This window comes from Larkinella ripae (genome assembly GCF_054780775.1).
Map to the genome: position 1 here is coordinate 349,467 of NZ_BAAGVR010000028.1, position 22,039 is coordinate 371,505.

Genomic DNA, 22,039 nt, shown 5'->3' on the forward strand with positions numbered 1-22,039 from the left:
CAAACCCCAGTTCCGCTTGCTAAAAATCCGGTTTTTTCGGATTGCCGGTTGCGTCGGGCGGTAAATGGACGGGATCATGGGAATTCGTCAATTCTAACTACTTTTGCCGTTCGCGTAATTGCGTGCGGAACCGCTAATTTTTACTACCAACCTTGTAAAAACCGGTATTTCGCGGTTAATTTGTAATTATTCTAAATAATTGGTATATGGTTACTCGAAGGGAAGGCAGACGCAGCGTGGCCGATTTAAAAACCGGTGAGAAGGCCGTGATCCAGTCGTTTACAGACCCGTGGATGTCGCTCAAACTGCTTGAGATGGGGTGCCTGCCCGGGACCGAAGTTTCGCTGCATTGCAAGGCTCCGCTGGGCGACCCGATCTGCCTGAACGTATCGGGTTACTGCCTGTCGATGCGGAAATCCGAAGCCGCTACCATCCTGATCGATTCCCATTAATGGTTAGTCGGTTTTTGAAAACCGGCTGTTTTACGCTACTGAATCATTGAAATCAAAACCAGTCATAGCCCTTGTTGGTAATCCGAATTCCGGGAAATCGTCCTTGTTCAACGAATTGACCGGGCTTCGGCAGAAAGTAGGAAATTTTCCCGGCGTCACGGTTGATAAAAAGTCGGGAACGGCTTTTCTGGATGCCAATACCGAAGTGGTAGTGGTCGATCTGCCGGGGGTATACAGCATTTACCCCAAATCGGCCGACGAACAAATTGTAACGGATATTCTGGCCAATCCCGACCATCCCGATTACCCGGACGTGGCGATTGTGGTAATCGATGCGTCTAACCTGAACCGGAACCTGCTACTTTTCAGCCAGATTCAGGATTTGGGCGTGCCGGTCATCCTGGCCCTGAATATGCTGGATATTGCGCAGCAGCAGCAACTGGAAGTGAACGCCGTTCGGCTGTCGATGCAGTTGGGCGTTCCGGTGGTAAAAATCAACGCAAGGGTGGGCGAGGGGCTCGATTTGCTGAAAAAAGCCGTTGAACAGCAAATCGCCCAGCCGGTGGTTGCGGAAAAGCTTTTTTTTGATCCTGAACACCTTTCGACGGCCATCAACGCCGATGTAAAAGGACTGATTTCGGATGTTCGGCAGCAATACAACCTGACGAATAATTACCTCGCCCTGCAATACGTCATCCAGCACGACGGTTTTTCGTTTTTGGGTGAACCGCAGCGGGTTGGACTGGACCGCCTGATCGAGAAGCACCGCTTCAACGAACTGGATTTTCAGACCAGCGAAACCATCGGTCGGTATCAGCGCATCGGCGCCGTGGTGAAAGAGGTGGTGGTCAACCGGCGACCGCTCGACCAGTCGACCTGGAGCCAGCGCATCGACCGGTTTTTGCTGCATCCAATCTGGGGATACGCCATTTTCGCCACCATCCTGCTGCTGATTTTTCAGGCCATTTTTGCCTGGGCACAACCCTTTGTCGACTGGATTGATGAGGGCATCGCCTGGCTGAACGGTACGCTGCACGAAAGCCTGCCCGGGGGGCCGCTGACCGATCTGCTGACCGACGGAATCATTGCCGGGGTGGGCGGTATTCTGGTTTTTATTCCGCAGATTGCTTTTCTGTTTTTGCTGGTTTCCATCCTCGAAGAATCCGGTTATATGTCGCGCGTGATGGTGCTCATGGATCGCATCATGCGGCAGTTCGGCCTGAACGGCCGGAGCGTGGTGCCGCTGATTTCGGGCGTGGCCTGCGCGGTTCCGGCCCTGATGGCAACCCGCAGCATCGGGTCCTGGCGCGAACGTTTGATCACCATTCTGGTAACACCGCTGATGAGTTGCTCGGCCCGCTTGCCAATCTATACCATTCTGATTGCACTGGTGGTGCCGGAAAAAACCGTCCTGGGTTTTCTGAACCTGCAGGGGCTGGTGATGATGGGCCTGTACCTGCTCGGTCTGGTGGCGGCACTGCTGGCGGCTTATGTGTTCAAATTGATTGTCCGCGCGCGGGAACGCAGCCTGTTTGTGATGGAGCTGCCGACCTACAAATGGCCGCGCTGGAATCACGTCGGCATTACGGTCTGGGACAGCGTGAAGTCGTTTGTGTGGCAGGCGGGTCGGGTCATTCTGGCCATTTCAATCGTGCTCTGGGTGCTGGCTTCTTACGGTCCTGGCGACACGATGGAGCAGGCCGAAAACCGGGTCCGGAGCGAATCGGCCCGTCTTCCGGCGGAAGAACTGGAAAACCGGGTGGCCTCCGAGAAACTGGAAGCGTCGTATGCCGGGCGGTTTGGTAAAATGCTCGAACCGGCCATCAAACCGCTGGGGTACGACTGGAAAATCGGTATTGCGCTCATCAGTTCCTTTGCGGCCCGGGAGGTTTTTGTGGGCACGATTGCTACAATCTACAGCATCGGAAGTGCCGACCCGGAAAATGACACCACCATTCGTCAGCGGCTCGCGGCTGAAAGGAATCCGGATACGGGCGGGCCGATGTATACCCCGGCGGTGGCTTTTTCCCTGCTGGTTTTTTACGTTTTCGCCATGATGTGCATGAGCACCATTGCGACGGTCTACCGGGAAACAAAGGGCTGGAAATGGCCAATGATTCAGCTGGCGTATATGAGCGTGCTAGCCTACGTGTCCGCGTTTCTGGTCTATCAGCTCATGAAATAAAAAAACAGATTTCATAGAAGAAACAGGATCGAAATCACTGTGTCTTATATGAAATCTGCTTAGTATTTTAAAACGATCGTATGAATTACCAGAGCAATCCTTTCGAGATGATCGGATAGATGAAGTGAAAAAGGATGTAGGCAAAAATCATGACCGTCAGCACGCCAAGTAACGAAATCTGATCGATTTCAAAACGGAACCGGCGGCTCGGGCGATTTACTCTCCATTCTTTCTGAACAACATTTCTCATGGTAACTTTCAAATTATGGTGTGGTGTACGTATTTATTGTGGTGTATTGGATATAGTTGCAAAATTCAGGAATCCGGCTGGTTTTGCGATGCGTACAACTACGTGATTTTAAAAACAAGTAGTTTCCGGTTCCGCACCAGCCTTAATTACTCAGCTTATTTTCAAATTTTATTCCAGTAACGTTCGATTCCGGTTTTCCTCTTCTCTTTTCCTTTTAAATAGTTGAAAAACAGTCCGTTTCGTCCTGATAAATTGCGAAAAGGCGATTTTCGTTTCGCCACAACCGGATTAAAATCCAGGAAGTGGGGATTATTTTCCCCAACCACTGTGAAACTTTTACACAGATAGGACCCGAGTATATCTACGATGGTTGCAGGGGATATAGACTTTTTGATAGAAAATAAATTTCAAAGCCAAACGGGAAGCGGGGATGAATGGACAAAAGGAGAATGATTCCTTCGTCCTTCATCCCCGCTTCCCGTTCTCGTTCTTTGTTTTAATCCCAACGCAGCGCTTCGATCACGTCGGATGCGATCAGGCCGATTGGACCGCGTTGTTCGGCCACGCGGTCGCCCGCCCGGCCGTGTTCAAAAACGCCGAGTACGGCCGCTTCCACTGGATCGTAGCCCTGCGCCAGCAACGCCGTCAGGATACCGGTCAGTACATCACCGGTTCCGCCGGTGCTCATGCCCGGATTACCGGTTGAATTAAAATGCGTGGTTCCGTCGGGCGTGGCAATGGCCGTATTGGCGCCTTTCAACACCACCACGAAGCGGTTGCGCTGCGCAAAATCGCGCAGGATGCCCAGTTTGTCGTAATCGCTGGTCCAGCGCCGGGTCAGGCGCTCAAACTCTTTCGGGTGCGGGGTCAGAATGCTGTTTTTCGGAATCTGATCGATCAGATCCCGGTTTTTGGCAAGCAGGTTAATGGCGTCCGCGTCGATCACCATCGGTTTTTTAACACCGGCAAGCAGTTTTCGGAACATTTCCAGCGTTTCCGGAGCCGTGCCGATTCCCGGCCCGACTCCCACCGCCGAATAGGTATCCAGCTCCGAATCCGCCAGATCGCTTTGTCCCGTCAGAATGTGCAGGTGGCCGTCCGGCTGACACATTGCTTCGGGTACGGTAGTTTGCAGAATTTCGTAACCGCAGCGCGGAGTCTGAACCGACAGCAAACCCACTCCCGACCGCAGGCAGGCCTTGGAAGCCAGCACCCCCGCCCCAATTTTGCCGTAACTGCCCACCAGCAGCAGGGCGTGCCCAAACGAGCCTTTGTGCGAAAACCGGTTGCGGGTGCGGAGCAAATGCCGGACTTCTTTTTCAGTGGTATAGAAATACGTCGTGGGGGTTCGTTCGATAAAAGCCCGGCTCAGGCCAATATCCACCCAGTGCCATTCGCCCACGTACAAACTCAGCGTCGGCAACAGGAAAGCCAGTTTGGGCAACTGAAAGCTAACAGTAAAATCGGGCTGGACAATTGTGGCATTCGGACCGTTTGGGGAGTCGGTAAACAAACCGCTGGCAATGTCAACGGCCACCACCGTGGCCGGGCTATGGTTGATGGCATCAATTACCGACTGAACAATGCCCTCGGTGGTTCGGGACAAACCGGAACCCAGAATGGCGTCGATCACCACTTCTTTGGGCCGGATTACCGGTATATCCCGCTCATTTTCAATGTAATTGATGGGACTGATGAGCTTCAGGCGCCGGTGGTTATGCATAAAGTCCTCGGATTCGCGGGGCGCATAGCGGACCACGTACGTCTGCACCGAATAGTCCAGTTGCGTCAACAGCCGCGCAATCGCCAGCCCGTCGCCCCCGTTGTTGCCCAACCCGCAGAAAACCCGTACGGGGCGGTTTTTGTCAAAACGGGCCACATACCAGTCGGTAAAGGCCTGGGCGGCCCGCTCCATGAGATTAAGGGGAGCGATGGGTTCGTGTTCAATGGTGTACTGATCGAGGGCGCGGTGTTGTTCAACGTTGAGAATCTTCATCAGATTTAACGGCAGTTGGTCAGTGGATGGAATGGCGGGCGTTAGACGCTCCAAAGACGAAATAGCTAAAAACCGCTTAACCTTCCAATGGTTCAACGGTCAATCAATTTATTTCAGTCTAACTATTTATAAAACGGAAAATAATGGCTACATTTGCGGCTTAATAAGAATTTCATACCCCCGAAGATATCTACGGTCATGAGTGAATTAATTAAACTGGTCGAATCTGAAAATGCAAGTCGCCGGACGGGTTTCCCCGACTTCCAGGCAGGCGACACAGTCAATGTACACGTTAAAATCCGCGAAGGAAACAAGGAACGGATCCAGGTTTACACGGGTACGGTGATTCAGCGCCGGAATCCGAACACCAACGGCGAGACGTTTACGGTACGCAAAATTTCAAACGGTGTGGGTGTAGAACGGATTTTCCCGATTCTGTCGCCAAACATCGATAAAGTAGAACTGGTTCGTTTGGGTAAGGTACGTCGCGCCCGCCTGTTCTACCTGCGGGGTCGTCAGGGTAAAGCTGCTCGTATTAAGGAGCGGAAAACCAAAGTCAGACAGCCACAAGCGTAACATTGTTCCTCTTATCAGGAAGGAAGCTGTCTGCAAAGACGGCTTTTTTTGTTGAATTAAAAAGTATGCGTGACGAGTTGGCTGAGGTGCTGAATGCTTCATTTCTAACTCCTCACTCATGATTCATCCCGCAAAACATGCTTGACTTTTTCAAATACCAGGGAACGGGCAACGATTTTATCCTGATCGACGACCGCGCCGAGACCTTCCCGGTTTCGCAGGAGCGCATTGCCGGCTTGTGTCACCGGCGGTTTGGCATTGGGGCCGACGGGCTGATTCTGCTCCGCAATCATCCGGAATACGATTTTCAGATGGTTTATTTCAATGCCGACGGGGCCGAAGGCAGCATGTGTGGCAACGGCGGGCGGTGCATCGTGCGATTTGCGCATGACCTGGGGTTGTTTGAAAAAGAAACCCGGTTTTTAGCGATTGATGGCGAACACCTGGCCGTGGTCGATGGGGGTAACGTTTCGCTGAAAATGAGTGATGTAACCGCGGTCGATCAGCAAGCGGAGTACGCCTTTCTGAATACCGGTTCTCCGCACTATGTCAAACTCGTGGAGGATGTGGAGTCGATGGACGTGGTGGCCGAAGGTCGTCGGGTTCGCTACAGCGGGACGTTTGCCCCCGGGGGCACAAATGCCAATTTTATACAATCAATCGCCGAAAATGCTCTGTACGTCAGGACGTATGAGCGGGGCGTTGAGGACGAAACCTATTCCTGCGGTACGGGAGTGACGGCTGCCGCGCTGGTTGCCCACCAGCAACTGGGGATGCAGAGTCCGGTTGCCATCAAAACAGTGGGAGGAGATTTACGGGTTTCTTTCCAGAATCAGGAGGAAGGCGGTTTTCGGCAGATCTACCTGACCGGTCCTGCCGTGCGCGTGTACCGGGGCTCGGTGGCGGTTTAGGAAGATCCGGTTAATCTTCGGCCCCCAGAATTCCACCGTGGAGGTGATACAGGCGCTTCTCCAGCATTTCGGGCTGGCGGCAAAGATCTTTGGCGGCCACCCGACTCCGGACGCCATTGGTACAGACGACAATGATGCTGTCGTACGGGGCCAGGTAATGGCGTTTGTTGCGAATTTCGGCCAGTGGGATGTTCAGCCCACCAATGTTAAATTCTTCAAATTCCCATTCGTCGCGTACGTCGACGATGACGGTTTCCGGTTCCATCACCAGTGACTCCATTTCTTCCGTTGTAATGTCGGTATAGGTTTTCGTATTCACGGGTGGATGGTCATAGACGGGTGGTGTTATCCGGCTTTACTGCATACGAAACACCAAAAACCCGGGCCGTGTTTTTCGCCGGCCTAAAAATGTTCATTTCAAGGGTTGGCGCATCGTTCACAAACCGCCAACCCGGTTTTCGCGTGTGCCTGCCGCCCCGTTGTTCTACCGGCAAGGGGCGAAAGGGCTGACAAGTTGTCAGACCCGCCGGCTCTGGAACAGTTGTTGGTACCGGGTGGGCATCGGTTTATTGTGTCCATCATACGCTAACCATAGTATTATTATGAGCTCGACCATTCAGGAAAAAGGTCAAATTTCGATTCACACGGAAAACATCTTTCCGATCATTAAAAAGTTTCTTTATTCTGACCACGAGATTTTTCTGCGTGAACTGGTGTCCAATGCCGTCGATGCCTCGCAGAAATTGAAAAAGCTGGCCGGATTTGGCGAATTTAACGGTGAACTGGGCGAACAGAAAGTAACCGTTACGCTTGACGAAGTAGCCAAAACCATCACCGTCAGCGACCGGGGAATCGGGATGACGGCGGAGGAAATCAAGAAGTACATTAACCAGATCGCATTCTCGGGCGCGTCCGAATTTCTGGAAAAATACAAGGATAAACTGGACGAGAAGGGAGCCATCATCGGTCATTTTGGCTTAGGCTTCTATTCGGCGTTCATGGTGGCTGATCAGGTTGAAATTATTACGAAATCATACCGGGAAGGCTCGGAAGCCGCCCGCTGGATCTGCGACGGCTCTACGGAGTTTGAAATTACGGAAGCCGACCGCGCCGACCACGGAACGGACGTGATTCTGCACATTGCAGCCGATTCGGAGGAATTTCTGGATAAAACCCGCCTTCGCTCCATTCTGGAAAAATACGGCCGGTTTTTGCCGGTTCCCATCGAATTTGATGGCGAAACCATCAACAATACCACGCCAATCTGGACGAAATCTCCTTCGGAATTGACGGACGAAGACTATCAGAATTTCTACAAAGAGCTCTACCCGATGTCGGAAGAGCCTTTGTTCTGGATTCACCTCAATGTCGACTATCCGTTCAACCTGACGGGGGTGCTTTACTTCCCGCGGGTGAAAAACGATTTCCAGATCCGGCGCGAAAAAATTCAGCTCTACAGCCGCCAGGTGTTCATTACCGACGAGGTTAAGGACATTGTGCCGGATTTTCTGATGATGCTGCACGGCGTAATCGACTCGCCGGATATTCCGCTGAACGTGTCACGGAGCTTCCTGCAGGCCGACAGCAACGTGAAGAAAATCAACGGGTACATTACCCGTAAGGTCGCCGATAAATTAGCGGAACTCTTCCGGAACGACCGCAGCGGTTTTGAGCAGAAATTCGACGACATTGGCCTATTTGTCAAATACGGCATCATCAGCGATGAGAAATTCTACGAAAAAGCTAAGGATTTCTGTCTGGTGAAAAACGTGGAAGGAAAGTATTTTACGTTTGACGAATTTACGGCGGCAGTTAAAGACAATCAGACGGATAAAAACGGTACGACGGTCTGGCTGTACACCAGCGATCGCCAGAAACAGGACGGTTTTATCGGGTCGGCGCGGAAACGGGGCTACGAAGTGCTGCTGTTCGATACCGTGATCGACAGCCATTTTATCAATACGCTCGAATACAAACTCGAAAAAACCAGCCTGAAACGGGTTGATTCGGATACGTTTGATAAATTGATCGACAAGGGCCTGAGCAACGAAAGCGTTTTGTCCGAAGATGATTCGACGAAGCTGAAAACCTTGTTTGAAGAAGTCCTGGAAAACAAAACCGCAGCCGTTACGGTCGAAGCCATGCCGACCGACGAGCTACCGGTTATGATTACGTTGCCGGAATTTTTCCGCCGGATGAAAGATATGTCGGCCCTGAGTGGAGAACGGAATATGTTTGGCCCGATGCCGGACAGTTACAACGTTGCCGTCAACGCCAACCACCCGCTGGCTGATCGCATTTTGAAACTGGGTGATGCCGACGAACAGAAAGTGTTGATCAAACAAAGCCTGGATCTGGCGAAACTGGCACAGGGCATGCTTTCCGGCGCGGACCTGACCGCGTTCATTCGCCGGACGGTTGAAACGTTATAAGGAAAATACGGTTTTTAGGGCTAGAGGCTGACGCATTGAAAAGCGTCAGCCTTTTCTTTTGGTTGGATGTGTTCAACTCAATTGTACGGGACGGGTAGCTTCGTCGGTTATTGCTTTTCAACCGGTTTTAGAACCGACCTGGCCGGAATACAGATTAAAGCCCGCTTTCTGCGCTTCCGCTGGCATTCATCCAGGGCGGCTTCCTGATCAGCGAGCGTGTCCCGCAGCGCATTAATACGACTACTGGTGGTGAATCGGGCCAATGCGTAACCCGCCAGAGCCGCAAAGGCAATCAGGAGCAGTAGTTCAAACAAGGCAACATGCGGGCTGAAAGGATCGGAGGTAACCATGGGATTGGGACTGTTTAATCCAACGTTAGCTTAGGTAAAAACCGGCTAGAACCGGAGCTGCCTACTGCGTATGGCTGGCTTTCTGGCAGGCTTCGACTTGTTTTTCGGTGGTGTTGATCTGATTTTCGAGGTGGCGAATCGTTGCGTAGCGCGCGATGTAACCGATAACGAAACCCAGTGCGCCGGAAGCCAGCAGGATAATCCAGTGTTGCAAAACTGCGTCAGACAATTGGTGAGGGTTCATTTTAACTAATCAATACCAGGTTGAGTATAACTATTTGAATTTAGACTCAAACCGGGGATGAAAGTCATTCGTACCCAGATTGTTTTTTGTAACACCTTCGCTATCAGCTAAAAAGAAAAACCGTATTTGAGTTCTGATTGACTCAAATACGGTTTTTAGTACCTTATAATATATCGACTGGGCGGTTTTTAACGGTTCATCGAAACGAGGAATTCTTCATTATTGCGGGTGCCACGCATACGGTCGAGCAGGAAGTCCATCGACTCCATTGCGTTCATGTCGGCCATGTGTTTGCGGAGAATCCAGGTGCGCTGCAACGTTTCTTTGTCGAGTAGCAGGTCTTCCCGGCGCGTACCGGAAGCCAGTACATCGACGGCTGGGTAAACCCGTTTGTTCGATAGTTTCCGATCCAGCTGGAGTTCCATGTTACCGGTACCCTTGAATTCTTCGAAAATTACTTCGTCCATTTTGGAGCCTGTGTCGATCAGCGCCGTTGCGATAATGGTCAGCGAACCGCCATTTTCAACATTCCGAGCTGCTCCGAAAAACCGCTTCGGTTTGTGCAGTGCATTGGCATCAACCCCGCCCGACAGAATCTTGCCCGACGACGGAACTACCGTGTTGTAGGCACGGGCCAGACGCGTAATCGAGTCGAGCAGAATCACGACGTCGTGACCGCATTCGACCATCCGTTTGGCTTTTTCCAGCACCATCGACGAAACTTTGACGTGCCGTTCGGCCTGCTCATCAAACGTTGACGAAATCACTTCGGCGTTGACGCTGCGGGCCATATCGGTTACTTCTTCCGGACGTTCATCGATCAGCAGAATGATCAGGTAAACTTCCGGGTGATTTTTCGTGATGGCATTGGCGATATCTTTCAATAAGACGGTTTTACCGGTTTTCGGCTGGGCAACGATCATACCCCGCTGGCCTTTGCCAATGGGCGTGAACATGTCTACAATCCGGGTTGAATACTGGTCGGCCCGGTAGCTCAGGTTCAACTTTTCTTCCGGGAAAAGCGGAGTTAGGTATTCAAACGGAATGCGGTCGCGGATTTCCTCCGTTGTTTTACCGTTGACCGACGAAACGCGCAGGAGGGCAAAGTATTTCTCGCCTTCTTTGGGCGGGCGGATCTGACCGCGCACGGTGTCACCAGTTTTCAAACCAAAGAGCTTGATTTGTGACGGTGATACATATATGTCGTCGGGGCTGGCCAGGTAGTTATAATCTGCCGACCGCAAAAAACCGTAGCCGCCATCGGACATAATTTCCAGGACGCCTTCGTTTTCGATGATCCCATCAAATTCCCGAACGTGCTGATTATACTGCCGGCGAATGCGGTTGGTGTATTCGTCCTGACGAACGACATCGCGCTGCTGGCGTTCGGGCTGGGCCGGTGCCTGACTGGCTGCCACCTCGGGTTGAGCAGCTTGCTCGGATGGTGCGGGAGCCTCCGGTGTTGCCGGAGCGGCCACGTCAACCGGAGCTGCTTCCGTTTCAGCGGGTGCGGTATAAAAATCGTCCGTATCGGGTTCGATCGACAGATCCAGCGCCGGCTGATCGACTTCCAGCTTCTGATTGCGGAACTGATCATTGCGCGGCCCGCGATCCGGACCTGGTTTCCGATCGTTGGGTTGGTTAGCGGGCGCTACCGCCGGCAGGTCTTCGTTTTTGCCATCACCGTCTTTCCGAATCCGCTGGCGGACCCGACGCGGATCGTTCGGATCGCTTTGTTCGTTTCGGGCCGGGCGGGCGGAGCCATTTTGGTCGGGAGTACGCCGGTTTTGAGGACGAACCGCCTGGCTTTCAGAGCCACGGCCATTCTGAGTTCCTTTTTCCCGGTTTGGGCGAAACGTATTGGCCCGGTTTTCATCGGTCGACTCGACGGATGCGGGGGGCTGAATTTCGGGTTGAGTGGGTTCCGGAGCCGGAGCTTCTTCAACCGTCGGTACCGATTCAAGGGCGGGCGTTTCCGGGCGCGGGCGACGGGCAGCACGCCGTGGCGCTTCCGTTGCAACGGCCGGAGCGGCTATTTCGGGGGCTGTAGAGCCGTTTTCTGAAGCGGTCGGAATGGGTTCAGGTTGTAGGGATTGCTGATCTAATATTCTGTAAACCAGTTCCTTTTTGTTGAATTTGTTAATGTCGCGAATACTGAAAGATTCAGCAATTGCTTTCAATTCAGACACGAGTTTCTGATCGAGTTCTTCCTTATTGTACATAAAAAGCCAGAGTAAGCAAAGAGGGCTTTACTTGATGAATTTGAGATAATTGTCGCTGCGTTGAACCGTTGTGCCGGCGAACTGCGGATGATGAATCCAAAAGAGGAAAAGAGTGCTTAAAATTTTACGATAATTTACAAGTCAGATATTTGCTTGACCTACGCACTTGCAGCCACTGTTTCGGTATGTACACCTGATTACGCGAAGGCGCAATGCGGTTGTAACGAGGGACAGTTTGTTCAGGTGGATTTGGCTTGCAGCCTCAGATTACACGGATAAAAGCAGATACCACTAATTTGCGCGTCAGCAACATGTGATCGCAATGTTAAGAGATTAATCCCGCTTTGTCAACAAGAACGTGTAAAACCGGTAAATGTTTTGTTTGAATCAAAAATAGAGCCAAAATTTATGGCTGTTTTTCGAGCGGAGATTCGGTCTGCGTCCGAAGATATAACATTCTTGATGGAAAAGCAAACTGCCCGTTGTATTGTTTAACAATGGCCAGCAACTGATAGTTCACTTCCTCTTTAACCTTGTTAAATTCCCGCCAGTCGCCGGTGGCAACGTAGAATTGAATCAGGATGTCCAGCGAGCTTTCGCCGAAGGTGTCAAACTGAATCAGAGCCGGATTCTGGTTTGTTTCGGTCTGACTATCAAGATACTGGCGAATGTCGCTGATGATCGCACGGATGGTTTCGGGGGAGGTGTCGAAGGCCAGCCGAAGAAAAAATTTGGCGCGTCGCTGGCTGCGCTGGGTCAGGTTGTCGAGCGATTGGGAAATCATGAGCCGGTTTGGAACGGCAATCTGGCTGCCATCGTCGGTGCGAAGCCGGGTGCTGCGAAAACCGATCTTTTCAACGGTGCCCGTCACCTGATTGGGTCCGGTTCCGGCCGTTACGGTGTCGCCGGTAATGAACGGCCGATCGAGCAGAATGGCGAAAGACGCAAATAAATTTTCGAGGGTTTCGCGGGCGGCCAGGGCAATGGCCAGACCGCCGATTCCCAGGCTGGTCACCAGAGCAATGACGTTGACATCAAAAACAATGCTGAGCGTGGCAAAGAACGCCACGGTCGATACCCCCATAATCATCAGATCCCGGACAAACGGCACCAGTTGATCGTCGAGTTTGGTCTCGGTCAGTTCGGCCCGCTTCTGAAAAATCAAACCCACGAATTTGACAAACCGGATGGCGATCCAGGTCAGCGCAATGATGATTGCCGTCTGATACAACCGAATGATGATCAGCCGATACCCAAATTCCGTGCGCGCAACCAGGCCCCACTGTTCGGGAATCGCCAGTCGGTCGAAAGCTAGAAAAAGCATGATCAGCAGGATGAAGAACTCAATGGGTTTACGGAGCAGACGAATGAAATCGCCGATGGTCACCGATCCGGAATCGGGTTTGACGAGCCGGTAGAAAAACCGGCTCAGGAGCATCGACAAGACCCGTTTTAACCATAATCCCAGCAGAATAATGAGGATAAACCCAATCAGGTTACCGACGGAGTTGCCCATTAACCGCTGTTCAAACCACCTCATTACTGATTCCATGCCGCATTTTAAGCAATTTTAACACCCAAAATTGAGGAATCTGGTACCTATTTGCAATTTTTGCAGCGATGAACATCGCGATTGATTGGGGAAATAGTGCCGTTAAAGCCGGTTTTTTTGAAAAGGGAGAATTAACCGCCGTGTATTCGCAGCTGACCGTCGAAAACGTTCGGGAGTTAGTCGGGATGACTCCGCCGGCCGCTGTCGTGATTTCGTCCACCAATCGCCCGGCGGAGCAATTGCGGGAGTTGTTGCCACTGCAACCGGAAACGATCTGGCTGGTGGTGGATGGGAATACGCCGGTGCCCATGGAAAAGCGGTACGATACGCCCAATACGCTCGGCACTGACCGGATTGCCTCGGCAGTGGGGGCCAAGGTCCGGTTTCCGCAGGAAGCCTGTCTGGTGATTGACATGGGCACCTGTGTGACCTACGATTACGTGGACGCCGACTCGGTTTTTCACGGTGGGATGATTTCTCCCGGTTTTCGTATGCGATTTCGGGCGATGCATTCGTTTACAGAAAGATTGCCGCTGGTTGAGCCCGACGAACGCCGACCCTCCCTGCTGGGTAAAAATACCCGTCAGGCCATGCAAGCCGGTGTAATCAACGGTTTGCTGGCCGAACTGAACGGAATCATCGACGCCCATCGCCGGGAAAATCCGGCGGTGAAGGTGGTAATCTGTGGCGGAGACGCTCCGTTTTTTGAAAGTAGCCTGAAACCCCCCATCTTTGTAGTCCCGGAACTAGTACTGATCGGATTGAATCGTATTTTACAACATAATGTCAACTTTTCGTAACGGATGTTATTCCGTCTTATTTACCGGCCTTTTCCTGCTCGGGACGGCTCTATTGACGCCCGTCCAGGCGCAGGGTATCGGCAATTCTCCCTACTCGTCGCTGGGCATTGGTGAAATCTACGGCAGCAGCAACATTACCAATCTGGGTATGGGCGGACTGGGAACGGCCTATGCCAACAGTTTCTTTCTGAACAGTGTCAACCCGGCTTTGCTGGTTCGAAACCGCTACACCCTGTTTGAGGTCGGTTTATTGGGCCAAAGCAAACAGATTGCCGATAACCGGGGTCAGAACCAGCAGGATTTTGGTGCGAACCTCAGTTACCTGACGTTTACATTTCCGATTACCAAGTACTGGTCGTCGGGCATTGGTTTGCGGCCCTACAGTTACGTGGATTATCAAACTACGCAGTATCAGAAAGTGCCCGGCACGATTTACGAATCCGAATACATTTACCGCGGTCGGGGCGGCCTCAACAAGGCCACGTTTACCAACGGTTTTAGCCTGACTAAAAGCCTCTTTGTGGGTTTTGAAGCGGCTTTTCTCTTCGGTAACATCACCGACGATTCGGATTCCCGCTTGCTGATCGGCGGAAATGACATCACGGTTAAGCGCTCTACCTTAACCAGTTACAGTGATTTGGTGTGGCGACTGGGCGCGGTTTGGCGCCCCAAATTGAACAAAGACTGGTTCCTGAACGTCGGCGCAACGGTTGATCCAATGACCAAACTCGGCGGAAAATCGGTGGATACCTATCAGCAAATCGACGCCAGCGGCACCCAGATTTCCAATCCGGACACGCTCAGCACCCGCAATGGGGGATCGATTACCTTACCCGCTCAATTCAAAGGCGGTATTGTGCTTGAAAAAACGCAAAAATTGGCCGTTGGGATTGATTTCGCTTACCAGCCCTGGTCGAAATTCACCCGGCTGGGCGGATCGCCGGGCAATCTGAAAGACAGTTATTCCATCGGGGCGGGTCTGGAATTTACGCCCAAAACCCGTTCGTTGCGTTACCTCGACCTGATCCCGTACCGGCTCGGCTTCAATTACACCAAACTTCCTTACGCCGTTGGCGGAAACCAGCCGGATGACATGAGTGTCAGCATTGGCGCATCCCTGCCGGTCGGCCAGTTTGTCAATTCGCTGACGATTTCGCTGGTGGGCGGGCAGCGTGGTACCCTTGCTTCGGAACAAATTCGGGAGCGCTATTTTAAAATTGGCATCGGTCTGTCGCTGAATCAACCCTGGTTTCAGCGGTATAAGATTGATTAAGCCGGTTTGGGAAGAACCACCGGTTTTTACCGTTCACTCAATGCTGCGAACCATGTCGGACCAACTGGTGTTTTTTGGGAATAGAATGGTTTTCAATTGATTGCAATGCTTACGAAGTTTCCTGTTTCAGTACTCCTATTGGGTTTATTCACGTTTGGATTGACGGCTTGCCGGGAGGAACCGCCCGCCCAAAAATCAAAACCGTATACCGGGCCGTTAGAAGAGATCAACGATGTGCAGATTTTGTACAGCGAATCGGCAGAACTGAAGGTGAAAATGAAAACGCCTTTGCAGTATAAATTCCAGTCCAACGACCGGGTCTATCCAAAAACCGTCAACATCGAATTTTATGGTCCCGACCGGCAGGTGGAAACGACCTTGCGCGCCGATTCGGGCCGGTATGTTCACGCCCAGAATTATTACCGGGTGATGGGGAATGTGGTGGTGATTAACAAGAAAAAGAATCAGGAGTTATACACACCGGAACTGAACTGGAATCCGACTACCAAGAAGGTTTACACCGAAAAACCGGTCAAAATCCTCAGTAAGAAAACCAACGAACGGCTGGAAGGTGTCGGGTTGGATACCGATCAGACGTTCTCACACTACTTTATCCGAAAACCGACCGGTATTTTCCGGCTCGCGGGCAGCAATTAATTCGGAATCGCCTGCCGTTCCCGCTGCACCCGGCACGTATCCAGAATTTTACTGGCTTCTTTCACGTCCGTAATGACGGCTTCGTCTCCCCATTTGTTGTAAATGTAGGTGGTTATTGCGGCAATGTCGATGTCGGTTAACTGACGGTTGGCTGGCATCGGGCGGTTATAGTTCCGTCCATTGACCACGATGGGCCCCTGTTGGCCGTAGCGAATCAGGCAGATAACCGTTTCCTTATTTTTCAGGTAATCCGAACCGTTGATGGGCGGATAAAGCGCTTCCAGCCCCTTGCCGTCTTCCTGGTGGCAATTGGCGCAGTGCTGCGTGTAAAGCTGGTAGCCTTCGACAAAGTATTTCTCCTGTTTAAGCTCCGACTGGCTCTGGCAGGCCACTTGAAAAAAGAGCGACATCAGACCTAAATAAACCGCTGCTTTCCTCATTTTTTCTGGTATTCGGCAAGCAGTCGATCCATATCCGCCATGAGTTTGTCGGCTCCTTCTTCCGTGGTGCCATCGTACATTCCCCGAACGTGTTTTTCCTTATCGACCAAGACAAAATGTCCGCTGTGGAGCAAACCGCCCGGTGCCCCGGCATCTTCCTGCGCCACCACCATGTAACTTTTGCCGGTTTTGAAAATTTCTTCTTTCTTACCGGTGACGAATTGCCACTGTGGACCATTAATGCCCAGATTGCCCGCAAACTCTTTCAAAACAGCCGGGGTATCATGCTCGGGATCAATGGTGTGTGACAGAATCATGACGTCCGAATTGCCTTTGAACTTATCATAAACCCGCTTCATCTGGGTTTTCATTTTCGGGCAAATCGTGGGGCAGGTAACAAAAAAGAAATCGGTGACGTAGATCTTGCCATCGAAGTTTTTGTCGGAAACCGGCATACTGTCCTGATTGGTAAACTGAAACGCCGGAATCTGATAATAAACTGTATCGGTAACGGTTTTTCCATCAATGACTTTGGTAACGGCATCACGCTCGCCATAGATGGGCAGGCGGTTTTCGGACGAAGAGCAGGCGGCAAAAAGGGCTGCAACGGCAACCAGCAAACCGGGTTTAAGCACTGAAAACATACTCATGGGAGGCTAACGAACTGAAACGGTGAACACCGACACGTTTCATAGTAATCAACACGCTTAGTTCGCTAAGAATTTCTTAGCCTCGGCAATTCCACCATTTATTTTCACTTTGACCTCGTTTATCCGCTTCAATTCCCGATCCAGATACGCCTTAGCCTGAGCTTCGTCCATGCCTTTGAGGGTATCGGCCCGGTAGTGGTGCATCCAGTCGTACATCAAGGTATTGGCCTCGGTTAGCGACTGATTGATGGCCATACCTTCATCCTGGCGGCTTTTTAAACTGGCCGAGGTCGGCGTAATTTTTGACAAACTGTCAATCTGCAGACTTATTTTTTCTTTAAAATCCAGCATCACATCCTCCTTTGGCATGATGGAGTCGTGTACCGCCATCACCTGATCCTGCATCTGCTGGATTTCTTTTTTCGAGTCGGACGGCTGGCAGCTGGCGAAGGCAACACCGAGGATGCTGGCGGAAATGAGGAGTTTTTTCATGGGATAAGAGGAACGATTCATGCGTAAACTTAGGCAGCTTTCTGGGATAAAAGTTCTTTGGCGTTTTTTAAAACGCTGGGTGACGGGTTATTGCCACCAATCATCTGGGCGATTTCCTGAACCCGCTCGTTGAAGGTAAGTTTTTTGACCCGGCTCACGGTCCGGTTGCCCGAATTGTCCTTGTAAACAAAATAATGGGCTTTTCCCTGCGCGGCAATCTGGTGCAGGTGCGTGATCGCAATAATCTGGTGGCTGTGGGCCATGTCGCGCATCATATTTCCCATCTTGATGGCAATCTCACCGGAAACTCCCGTGTCGATTTCGTCAAAAATGATGGTCGGCAACGAGCGTTTGCTGGCCAGAATGTACTTAATCGCCATCATGAGCCGGGAAAATTCACCACCCGATGCGACGTTTTTCAATTGCTGCGGTTTTACGCCTTTGTTGGCACTGAAAAGAAACGAAACCGTATCGATGCCGTTGTTGGTGGGTTTGGCGGTTTCCAGATTGATTTTTAACGATGCATTGGGCATCCCCAAATCGGCCAGCAGGCTGCCCACCTGTTTCTCAATCTGCGGAATAACCTCGGCGCGCGAAGCCGAAAGGACCTCGGCGCTGGCCATCAACTGTTGCAGAGCAGCTTCATTTTCGGCTTTCACCCGCGCCAGTTCTTCGTCCGAATTCAGAATCTTGCTTACTTTTCTCTCCAGGTCAGTCTGGATTGCCAGCAGTTCCGCAACGGTTTTGACGGCGTGTTTGGTTTGCAGCTGATAAATCAGGTTCAGACGCTCGCGGACGGATTCGGCGCGCGTATCATTCGTCTCGATATGATCTCCTTCCGTGTTGATTTCGTTGGCCAGATCGCGGAGTTCGATCAGGGCGCTTTGGGCGCGGTCGCGAATCAAGCCGAAACGGTCGGCCAACCGCGTGACGTAATTCAGGTTATTGACGACATTTTTCAGGTATACCACCACCGACTGTTCGGCATTATCCAGGTAATCCGATGACAACTGAAGCCGTTCCTTGATGTCTTCCGCGTTTTCCAGAATGGTTAATTCCTGCTCCAGCAGCTCCTGTTCGTCGGCTTGTAGTTCCAGCTTATGAAGTTCTTCGTACAGAAAATTGTTGTAGTCAAACTCCTTTTTCATCGCGGCCGTTTCGGTCAGCAACTGGTCGTAGGCTTCCTGGGTGAGCCGGAAAATCCGGTAATCGTTGCGGTACTGACGCAGTAAAGGATCGTTCTGGGCGTAGGTATCGACAATCTGCAACTGGTATTCATTGGAACCCAGCAAAACCGAATCGTGCTGCGAATGGATATCCATTAACTGGCTGGTCACCCGGCGCAGAATATCGAGCGTTACCGGGGTGTCGTTGACGAAGGCGCGGGATTTGCCGCTGGGGCTGATTTCGCGCCGAACCACGCAGGTCGTGTCGTAGTCGAGGTTTTCCTCATCAAATAAATTCTCGATGACATAGCCCGAGACGTCGAAAAAACCTTCGATGACACACTTTTCGTCCGGATTGTACAGGGCTTTCACATCCGCCCGGTTTCCCATCAGCAACCCAATGGCACCGAGCATAATGGATTTGCCAGCCCCGGTTTCGCCCGTAATGATGTTGAGGGCGGTGGCAGGGTCCATTTCCAGATGTTCAATCAGGGCGTAGTTTTTTATCAGTAAATGCGAGAGCATGGCAAAATTCTAAAAAGGAGCCTTTTCGTCCAGAATAACTTCCTCAATGGTCTGAATGGGAACAATGTGCCCGTGGTTCCGGTGATCCCGGACCGACAGGTCAGCGCCTAGTTTTTCGATTAGCCGGCCCCGCAGGGTTCGCCCGTCGATAAAAACCACATTCACCTCCGCATTGATCAATTGGGCAACCGTTTCAGCGGTCCAGTTGTTCAGAAGTTCCGTAGCCCGAATGCGAATTAAGCGTTTCCCCATGAATTATCGGAGTAACTTCCGGTAAACTTCGGTTTTGGCCGGGTCGAGCGTGGACAGGAGCGTGAAAGCCTTCTGCCGTTCATCGCGCGAACCTTCGTTCATAATGTTGAACAATTCTTCGCCTTTGGCGTCAAAAAACGTGTTGACTACAATGGAGTTGGGCCGTTGCTGGCTTACCTGCCGGATGGTCGTCAATACATCCAGAACCTGCTGACGGGAGCCGGTTGGATTGGTTGTGAAATTATCCAGCGCCTGACGATGGTAGGTATACAACGCATCGTGATAGGGAATAAACTGCTGGCTTTGCAGATTTTCAATCAGCCAGTAGCGGTTTCGAATATCGCCCTGAGCACCCCAGGCACCTCCGCCGACGGTTTGGTTGGCCAGCGACATCACATTGTAAGCCCGCTGAAAAAACAGCTTCCCGCCCTGTTTTCCGAACGAATCATAGTCGACGCCCAGCGCAATCAGGGCGTGAAAGGCCAGCAACGAAGTGAGTTCGCTTGAATAGGCGTTCTCGTTGTAATACATCGGATCGTTCGGACGGTACGGAAAGTTAAAGGAGTTGTCAATATACCGGAGCGTAACCGTCTCATAGTTGGATCCATAAACCGGCCGCATCACAATCACCTGAGCGCGCCCTTCGTAGTAATTCTGGGCGGGTACTTTTAAAATGTCGATGATCAGCTTGCAGTTGATTCGTTCTTCCGGATTGAAGGCATCACTGGTCCAGCGCCGGTTGTTCATGAAGTCGGTAATAAAGCCCTGAAGCTGCGGAAAGATCTGGCGGTCAGTCACCTGCGTCGAATTCGCCTGGTTAAAGTTAACCGTTACCTGACAGTTTAGTTCCTGCGCCAGGGCCATTCTGGCCGACAAGCCAATCCAAGCCGCTACGATCAGAAAAAGTAATTGAATTTTCATACCATCGATAGCTGTTCCTGAACGAGATTGAGCAAATCTTCGGCCACTTTGTCCTTTGCTTTCAGATCAAATTCGTAAACCCGTTCGTCTTTATCAATAACGGTAATTTTGTTGGTATCGTGCCCAAAACCGGCTCCTGAATCGCGCAGCGAATTCAAGACGATAAAGTCAAAATTTTTGGCCCGCAGCTTCGCCGTGGCATTGGCTCGTTCGTTCTGCGTTTCCAGCGCAAAACCGACCGTAATCTGGTCCGGTCGTTTCTGCTGGCCCAGGGTGGCCGCAATATCGACGGTTTTAGCCATTTCCAGATCGAAGGTCGCTTCTTTCTTCTTTATTTTCTGGTCGGCCGGGTGGAGGGGCGTATAATCGGCTACGGCAGCCGCCAGTATGACTACTTGAGCTTTGGGAAATTCTTCCGCCGTGGCTTCGTACATTTCCTGCGCCGAACGTACCTGAATTCGCCGAATGGTGGGGTCGGGGAGAGGCAGCACCGTTGGGCCGCTGACGAGCGTAACGTCGGCCCCGGCGTGGGCAAATGCCCGTGCGATGGCGTACCCCATTTTACCACTCGAATGATTGCTGATAAACCGTACCGGGTCGATTGGCTCCTGCGTGGGACCGGCCGTAATCAGCACCCTTTTGTGCCGAAAAACCGGCCGGTGGGCAAAATGCCGTTCCAGGTCTTCCACAATGTGTTCCGGTTCCGCCAGCCTTCCTTCGCCCACCAGACCGCTTGCCAGTTCGCCGTGTTGGGCTTGAATGAGCTGGTTACCAAAGGACTCCAGCCGCCGAAGATTTTCCAGCGTTGCGGGATGGCGGTACATGTCCAGATCCATGGCGGGAGCCAGAAAAACCGGACACTTGGCCGAAAGATAAACCGCCGATACTAAATCGTCACAAAAACCGTGGGCCAGCTTGGCCAGCGTGTGCGCCGATACGGGAGCGATCACCATCAAATCCGCCCAAAGCGCCAGATCGACGTGGTTGTTCCACTGGCCGTCGCCCGAAGACTGGTTGATGAACTCGGAAAGGACGGGGCGTTTCGACAGGGTGGCCAGGGTCAGCGGGGTAGTAAAATCTTTGGCCGCCGGTGTCATCAGAACCTGCACATCGGCTCCGCGTTTCACCAGCAACCGGATCAGCAAAGCCGACTTGTAAGCCGCGATGCTGCCTGTTACCCCAAGAAGTATCTTTTTCCCGGCCAGATGAGACATAACCACAATCTAAAACACAAAGCTAAGCGAAGAAGCACAACGATCACAGAGAGAGGTCGCATTGGCGGTTTTCTCCGTGGTCTCTGTGCTTCTTCGCTTAGCCTTGTACTTACCTGAAAAAATTAGAGCGAGGTGTTCGTTTCTTCCTCAACGGTACGCCACTGCAATTTACCTTCCAGAAACTCGTCGGTTGCAACGGTGGTCGGCTTCGGCAACCGCTCGTAGTATTTTGAAATTTCGATCTGCTCGCGGTTTTCGAATACTTCCTCCAGGTTGTCGACGGCCGACGCAAATTCGGAAAGTTTATTGCTGAGCTCTTCTTTCATTTTGCTCGAAATCTGCCGCGCCCGTTTGGAAATAATCGAGACGGATTCGTACAGGTTACCCGTTGCGGCCGCAATCTTGTCGGTATCGCGGGTGATGATAGAAGGATTATTTGCCATAATGAATGAGTTACAATTGTCTGATTAATACCTTCA

General features: G+C 51.7%; 23 protein-coding genes. 8 read left to right on the forward strand and 15 right to left on the reverse strand.

The window, feature by feature from the left end; genetic code table 11:
• Positions 1-206: 206 nt before the first annotated feature.
• Both ACYVHX_RS23260 and feoB read left to right on the forward strand, forming a co-directional pair.
• The gene (locus ACYVHX_RS23260; RefSeq protein WP_460674096.1) at positions 207-452 is read left to right on the forward strand and encodes a FeoA family protein; all 246 of its coding nucleotides are present in this window, start codon (positions 207-209) and stop codon (positions 450-452) included.
• A gap of 46 nt (positions 453-498) precedes the next feature.
• On the forward strand, positions 499-2,637 hold the full coding sequence (gene feoB, locus ACYVHX_RS23265) for a ferrous iron transport protein B (RefSeq protein WP_460674097.1): 2,139 nt from the start codon (positions 499-501) through the stop codon (positions 2,635-2,637).
• A gap of 85 nt (positions 2,638-2,722) precedes the next feature.
• On the opposite strand, the gene ACYVHX_RS23270 is transcribed toward feoB, so the two are convergent.
• A complete protein-coding gene (locus ACYVHX_RS23270) occupies positions 2,723-2,887 on the reverse strand; it encodes a hypothetical protein (RefSeq protein WP_460674098.1) in 165 nt (54 codons plus the stop codon).
• 496 nt (positions 2,888-3,383) lie between these two features.
• The gene (locus ACYVHX_RS23275; RefSeq protein WP_460674099.1) at positions 3,384-4,883 is read right to left on the reverse strand and encodes an NAD(P)H-hydrate dehydratase; all 1,500 of its coding nucleotides are present in this window, start codon (positions 4,881-4,883) and stop codon (positions 3,384-3,386) included.
• A gap of 198 nt (positions 4,884-5,081) precedes the next feature.
• On the opposite strand from ACYVHX_RS23275, the gene rplS reads away from it, so the two are divergent.
• Both rplS and dapF read left to right on the forward strand, forming a co-directional pair.
• A complete protein-coding gene (gene rplS, locus ACYVHX_RS23280; protein ID WP_460674100.1) occupies positions 5,082-5,459 on the forward strand; it encodes a 50S ribosomal protein L19 in 378 nt (125 codons plus the stop codon).
• Positions 5,460-5,596: 137 nt separating this feature from the next.
• Positions 5,597-6,370 (forward strand): diaminopimelate epimerase, encoded by a 774-nt coding sequence (gene dapF, locus ACYVHX_RS23285; protein WP_460674101.1) that lies wholly within the window; start codon positions 5,597-5,599, stop codon positions 6,368-6,370.
• Positions 6,371-6,380: 10 nt separating this feature from the next.
• On the opposite strand, the gene ACYVHX_RS23290 is transcribed toward dapF, so the two are convergent.
• On the reverse strand, positions 6,381-6,689 hold the full coding sequence (locus ACYVHX_RS23290) for a rhodanese-like domain-containing protein (protein WP_460674102.1): 309 nt from the start codon (positions 6,687-6,689) through the stop codon (positions 6,381-6,383).
• Positions 6,690-6,972: 283 nt separating this feature from the next.
• On the opposite strand from ACYVHX_RS23290, the gene htpG reads away from it, so the two are divergent.
• Entirely contained in the window at positions 6,973-8,802 is a 1,830-nt protein-coding gene (gene htpG, locus ACYVHX_RS23295; RefSeq protein WP_460674103.1) for a molecular chaperone HtpG, read from the forward strand.
• 107 nt (positions 8,803-8,909) lie between these two features.
• Here the strand turns inward: htpG and ACYVHX_RS23300 are convergent, their stop codons facing one another.
• The 4 genes from ACYVHX_RS23300 to ACYVHX_RS23315 all read right to left on the reverse strand — a co-directional run bounded on the left by ACYVHX_RS23300 (position 8,910) and on the right by ACYVHX_RS23315 (position 13,158).
• Positions 8,910-9,152, reverse strand: a complete 243-nt coding sequence (locus ACYVHX_RS23300; protein ID WP_460674104.1) for a hypothetical protein — start codon at positions 9,150-9,152, stop codon at positions 8,910-8,912.
• Between the two features lie 61 nt (positions 9,153-9,213).
• Positions 9,214-9,381, reverse strand: a complete 168-nt coding sequence (locus tag ACYVHX_RS23305) for a hypothetical protein (RefSeq protein WP_460674105.1) — start codon at positions 9,379-9,381, stop codon at positions 9,214-9,216.
• Between the two features lie 203 nt (positions 9,382-9,584).
• A complete protein-coding gene (gene rho, locus ACYVHX_RS23310; RefSeq protein ID WP_460674106.1) occupies positions 9,585-11,618 on the reverse strand; it encodes a transcription termination factor Rho in 2,034 nt (677 codons plus the stop codon).
• A 406-nt stretch (positions 11,619-12,024) separates the two neighbouring features.
• Complete coding sequence (locus ACYVHX_RS23315; protein ID WP_460674107.1) at positions 12,025-13,158, reverse strand: mechanosensitive ion channel family protein; 1,134 nt, start codon at positions 13,156-13,158, stop codon at positions 12,025-12,027.
• Positions 13,159-13,238: 80 nt separating this feature from the next.
• Here ACYVHX_RS23315 and ACYVHX_RS23320 point away from each other — a divergent pair, with 80 nt between their 5' ends.
• From ACYVHX_RS23320 to lptC, 3 genes are all read left to right on the forward strand, one after another.
• On the forward strand, positions 13,239-13,970 hold the full coding sequence (locus ACYVHX_RS23320) for a type III pantothenate kinase (RefSeq protein ID WP_460674108.1): 732 nt from the start codon (positions 13,239-13,241) through the stop codon (positions 13,968-13,970).
• Positions 13,954-15,243, forward strand: coding sequence for a hypothetical protein (locus tag ACYVHX_RS23325; RefSeq protein ID WP_460674109.1), 1,290 nt, complete (start codon positions 13,954-13,956; stop codon positions 15,241-15,243). The genes ACYVHX_RS23320 and ACYVHX_RS23325 overlap by 17 nt, the downstream gene beginning before the upstream one ends.
• Before the next feature lie 138 nt (positions 15,244-15,381).
• Positions 15,382-15,900 carry an LPS export ABC transporter periplasmic protein LptC gene (gene lptC / locus ACYVHX_RS23330; RefSeq protein ID WP_460674110.1) on the forward strand — a complete coding sequence of 173 codons (519 nt, stop codon included), beginning with the start codon at positions 15,382-15,384 and terminating at the stop codon, positions 15,898-15,900.
• On the opposite strand, the gene ACYVHX_RS23335 is transcribed toward lptC, so the two are convergent.
• The 8 genes from ACYVHX_RS23335 to ACYVHX_RS23370 form a co-directional block, all read right to left on the reverse strand.
• Complete coding sequence (locus tag ACYVHX_RS23335; protein ID WP_460674111.1) at positions 15,897-16,340, reverse strand: c-type cytochrome; 444 nt, start codon at positions 16,338-16,340, stop codon at positions 15,897-15,899. The two genes, lptC and ACYVHX_RS23335, sit on opposite strands and share 4 nt — an antisense overlap.
• The gene (locus ACYVHX_RS23340) at positions 16,337-16,984 is read right to left on the reverse strand and encodes an SCO family protein (protein WP_460674112.1); all 648 of its coding nucleotides are present in this window, start codon (positions 16,982-16,984) and stop codon (positions 16,337-16,339) included. Before ACYVHX_RS23340 ends, ACYVHX_RS23335 begins: the two co-directional genes overlap by 4 nt.
• 63 nt (positions 16,985-17,047) lie before the next feature.
• On the reverse strand, positions 17,048-17,482 hold the full coding sequence (locus ACYVHX_RS23345; protein WP_460674113.1) for a hypothetical protein: 435 nt from the start codon (positions 17,480-17,482) through the stop codon (positions 17,048-17,050).
• Positions 17,483-17,511: 29 nt separating this feature from the next.
• A complete protein-coding gene (gene recN, locus ACYVHX_RS23350; RefSeq protein ID WP_460674114.1) occupies positions 17,512-19,173 on the reverse strand; it encodes a DNA repair protein RecN in 1,662 nt (553 codons plus the stop codon).
• A gap of 9 nt (positions 19,174-19,182) precedes the next feature.
• Entirely contained in the window at positions 19,183-19,425 is a 243-nt protein-coding gene (locus tag ACYVHX_RS23355) for a hypothetical protein (RefSeq protein WP_460674115.1), read from the reverse strand.
• A 3-nt stretch (positions 19,426-19,428) separates the two neighbouring features.
• Positions 19,429-20,346: a type IX secretion system protein PorD gene (gene porD / locus ACYVHX_RS23360; RefSeq protein WP_460674116.1), complete on the reverse strand. Its 918-nt coding sequence runs from the start codon at positions 20,344-20,346 to the stop codon at positions 19,429-19,431.
• Positions 20,343-21,560: a bifunctional phosphopantothenoylcysteine decarboxylase/phosphopantothenate--cysteine ligase CoaBC gene (gene coaBC, locus ACYVHX_RS23365; protein ID WP_460674117.1), complete on the reverse strand. Its 1,218-nt coding sequence runs from the start codon at positions 21,558-21,560 to the stop codon at positions 20,343-20,345. Before coaBC ends, porD begins: the two co-directional genes overlap by 4 nt.
• A gap of 122 nt (positions 21,561-21,682) precedes the next feature.
• Positions 21,683-22,003 (reverse strand): DNA-directed RNA polymerase subunit omega, encoded by a 321-nt coding sequence (locus tag ACYVHX_RS23370; protein ID WP_460674118.1) that lies wholly within the window; start codon positions 22,001-22,003, stop codon positions 21,683-21,685.
• Positions 22,004-22,039 lie beyond the last annotated feature (36 nt).

Bases quoted from the DNA above. Each gene is read 5' to 3' on its own strand.
- rho (WP_460674106.1), bottom strand. From the start codon at position 11,618: ATGTACAATAAGGAAGAACTCGATCAGAAACTCGTGTCTGAATTGAAA.
- dapF (WP_460674101.1), top strand. From the start codon at position 5,597: ATGCTTGACTTTTTCAAATACCAGGGAACGGGCAACGATTTTATCCTG.
- htpG (WP_460674103.1), top strand. From the start codon at position 6,973: ATGAGCTCGACCATTCAGGAAAAAGGTCAAATTTCGATTCACACGGAA.
- ACYVHX_RS23300 (WP_460674104.1), bottom strand. From the start codon at position 9,152: ATGGTTACCTCCGATCCTTTCAGCCCGCATGTTGCCTTGTTTGAACTA.
- ACYVHX_RS23315 (WP_460674107.1), bottom strand. From the start codon at position 13,158: ATGAGGTGGTTTGAACAGCGGTTAATGGGCAACTCCGTCGGTAACCTG.
- ACYVHX_RS23345 (WP_460674113.1), bottom strand. From the start codon at position 17,482: ATGAAAAAACTCCTCATTTCCGCCAGCATCCTCGGTGTTGCCTTCGCC.
- rplS (WP_460674100.1), top strand. From the start codon at position 5,082: ATGAGTGAATTAATTAAACTGGTCGAATCTGAAAATGCAAGTCGCCGG.
- ACYVHX_RS23260 (WP_460674096.1), top strand. From the start codon at position 207: ATGGTTACTCGAAGGGAAGGCAGACGCAGCGTGGCCGATTTAAAAACC.
- porD (WP_460674116.1), bottom strand. From the start codon at position 20,346: ATGAAAATTCAATTACTTTTTCTGATCGTAGCGGCTTGGATTGGCTTG.
- recN (WP_460674114.1), bottom strand. From the start codon at position 19,173: ATGCTCTCGCATTTACTGATAAAAAACTACGCCCTGATTGAACATCTG.
- ACYVHX_RS23320 (WP_460674108.1), top strand. From the start codon at position 13,239: ATGAACATCGCGATTGATTGGGGAAATAGTGCCGTTAAAGCCGGTTTT.
- coaBC (WP_460674117.1), bottom strand. From the start codon at position 21,560: ATGTCTCATCTGGCCGGGAAAAAGATACTTCTTGGGGTAACAGGCAGC.
- ACYVHX_RS23335 (WP_460674111.1), bottom strand. From the start codon at position 16,340: ATGAGGAAAGCAGCGGTTTATTTAGGTCTGATGTCGCTCTTTTTTCAA.
- ACYVHX_RS23325 (WP_460674109.1), top strand. From the start codon at position 13,954: ATGTCAACTTTTCGTAACGGATGTTATTCCGTCTTATTTACCGGCCTT.
- ACYVHX_RS23355 (WP_460674115.1), bottom strand. From the start codon at position 19,425: ATGGGGAAACGCTTAATTCGCATTCGGGCTACGGAACTTCTGAACAAC.
- ACYVHX_RS23370 (WP_460674118.1), bottom strand. From the start codon at position 22,003: ATGGCAAATAATCCTTCTATCATCACCCGCGATACCGACAAGATTGCG.
- ACYVHX_RS23270 (WP_460674098.1), bottom strand. From the start codon at position 2,887: ATGAGAAATGTTGTTCAGAAAGAATGGAGAGTAAATCGCCCGAGCCGC.
- ACYVHX_RS23340 (WP_460674112.1), bottom strand. From the start codon at position 16,984: ATGTTTTCAGTGCTTAAACCCGGTTTGCTGGTTGCCGTTGCAGCCCTT.
- ACYVHX_RS23275 (WP_460674099.1), bottom strand. From the start codon at position 4,883: ATGAAGATTCTCAACGTTGAACAACACCGCGCCCTCGATCAGTACACC.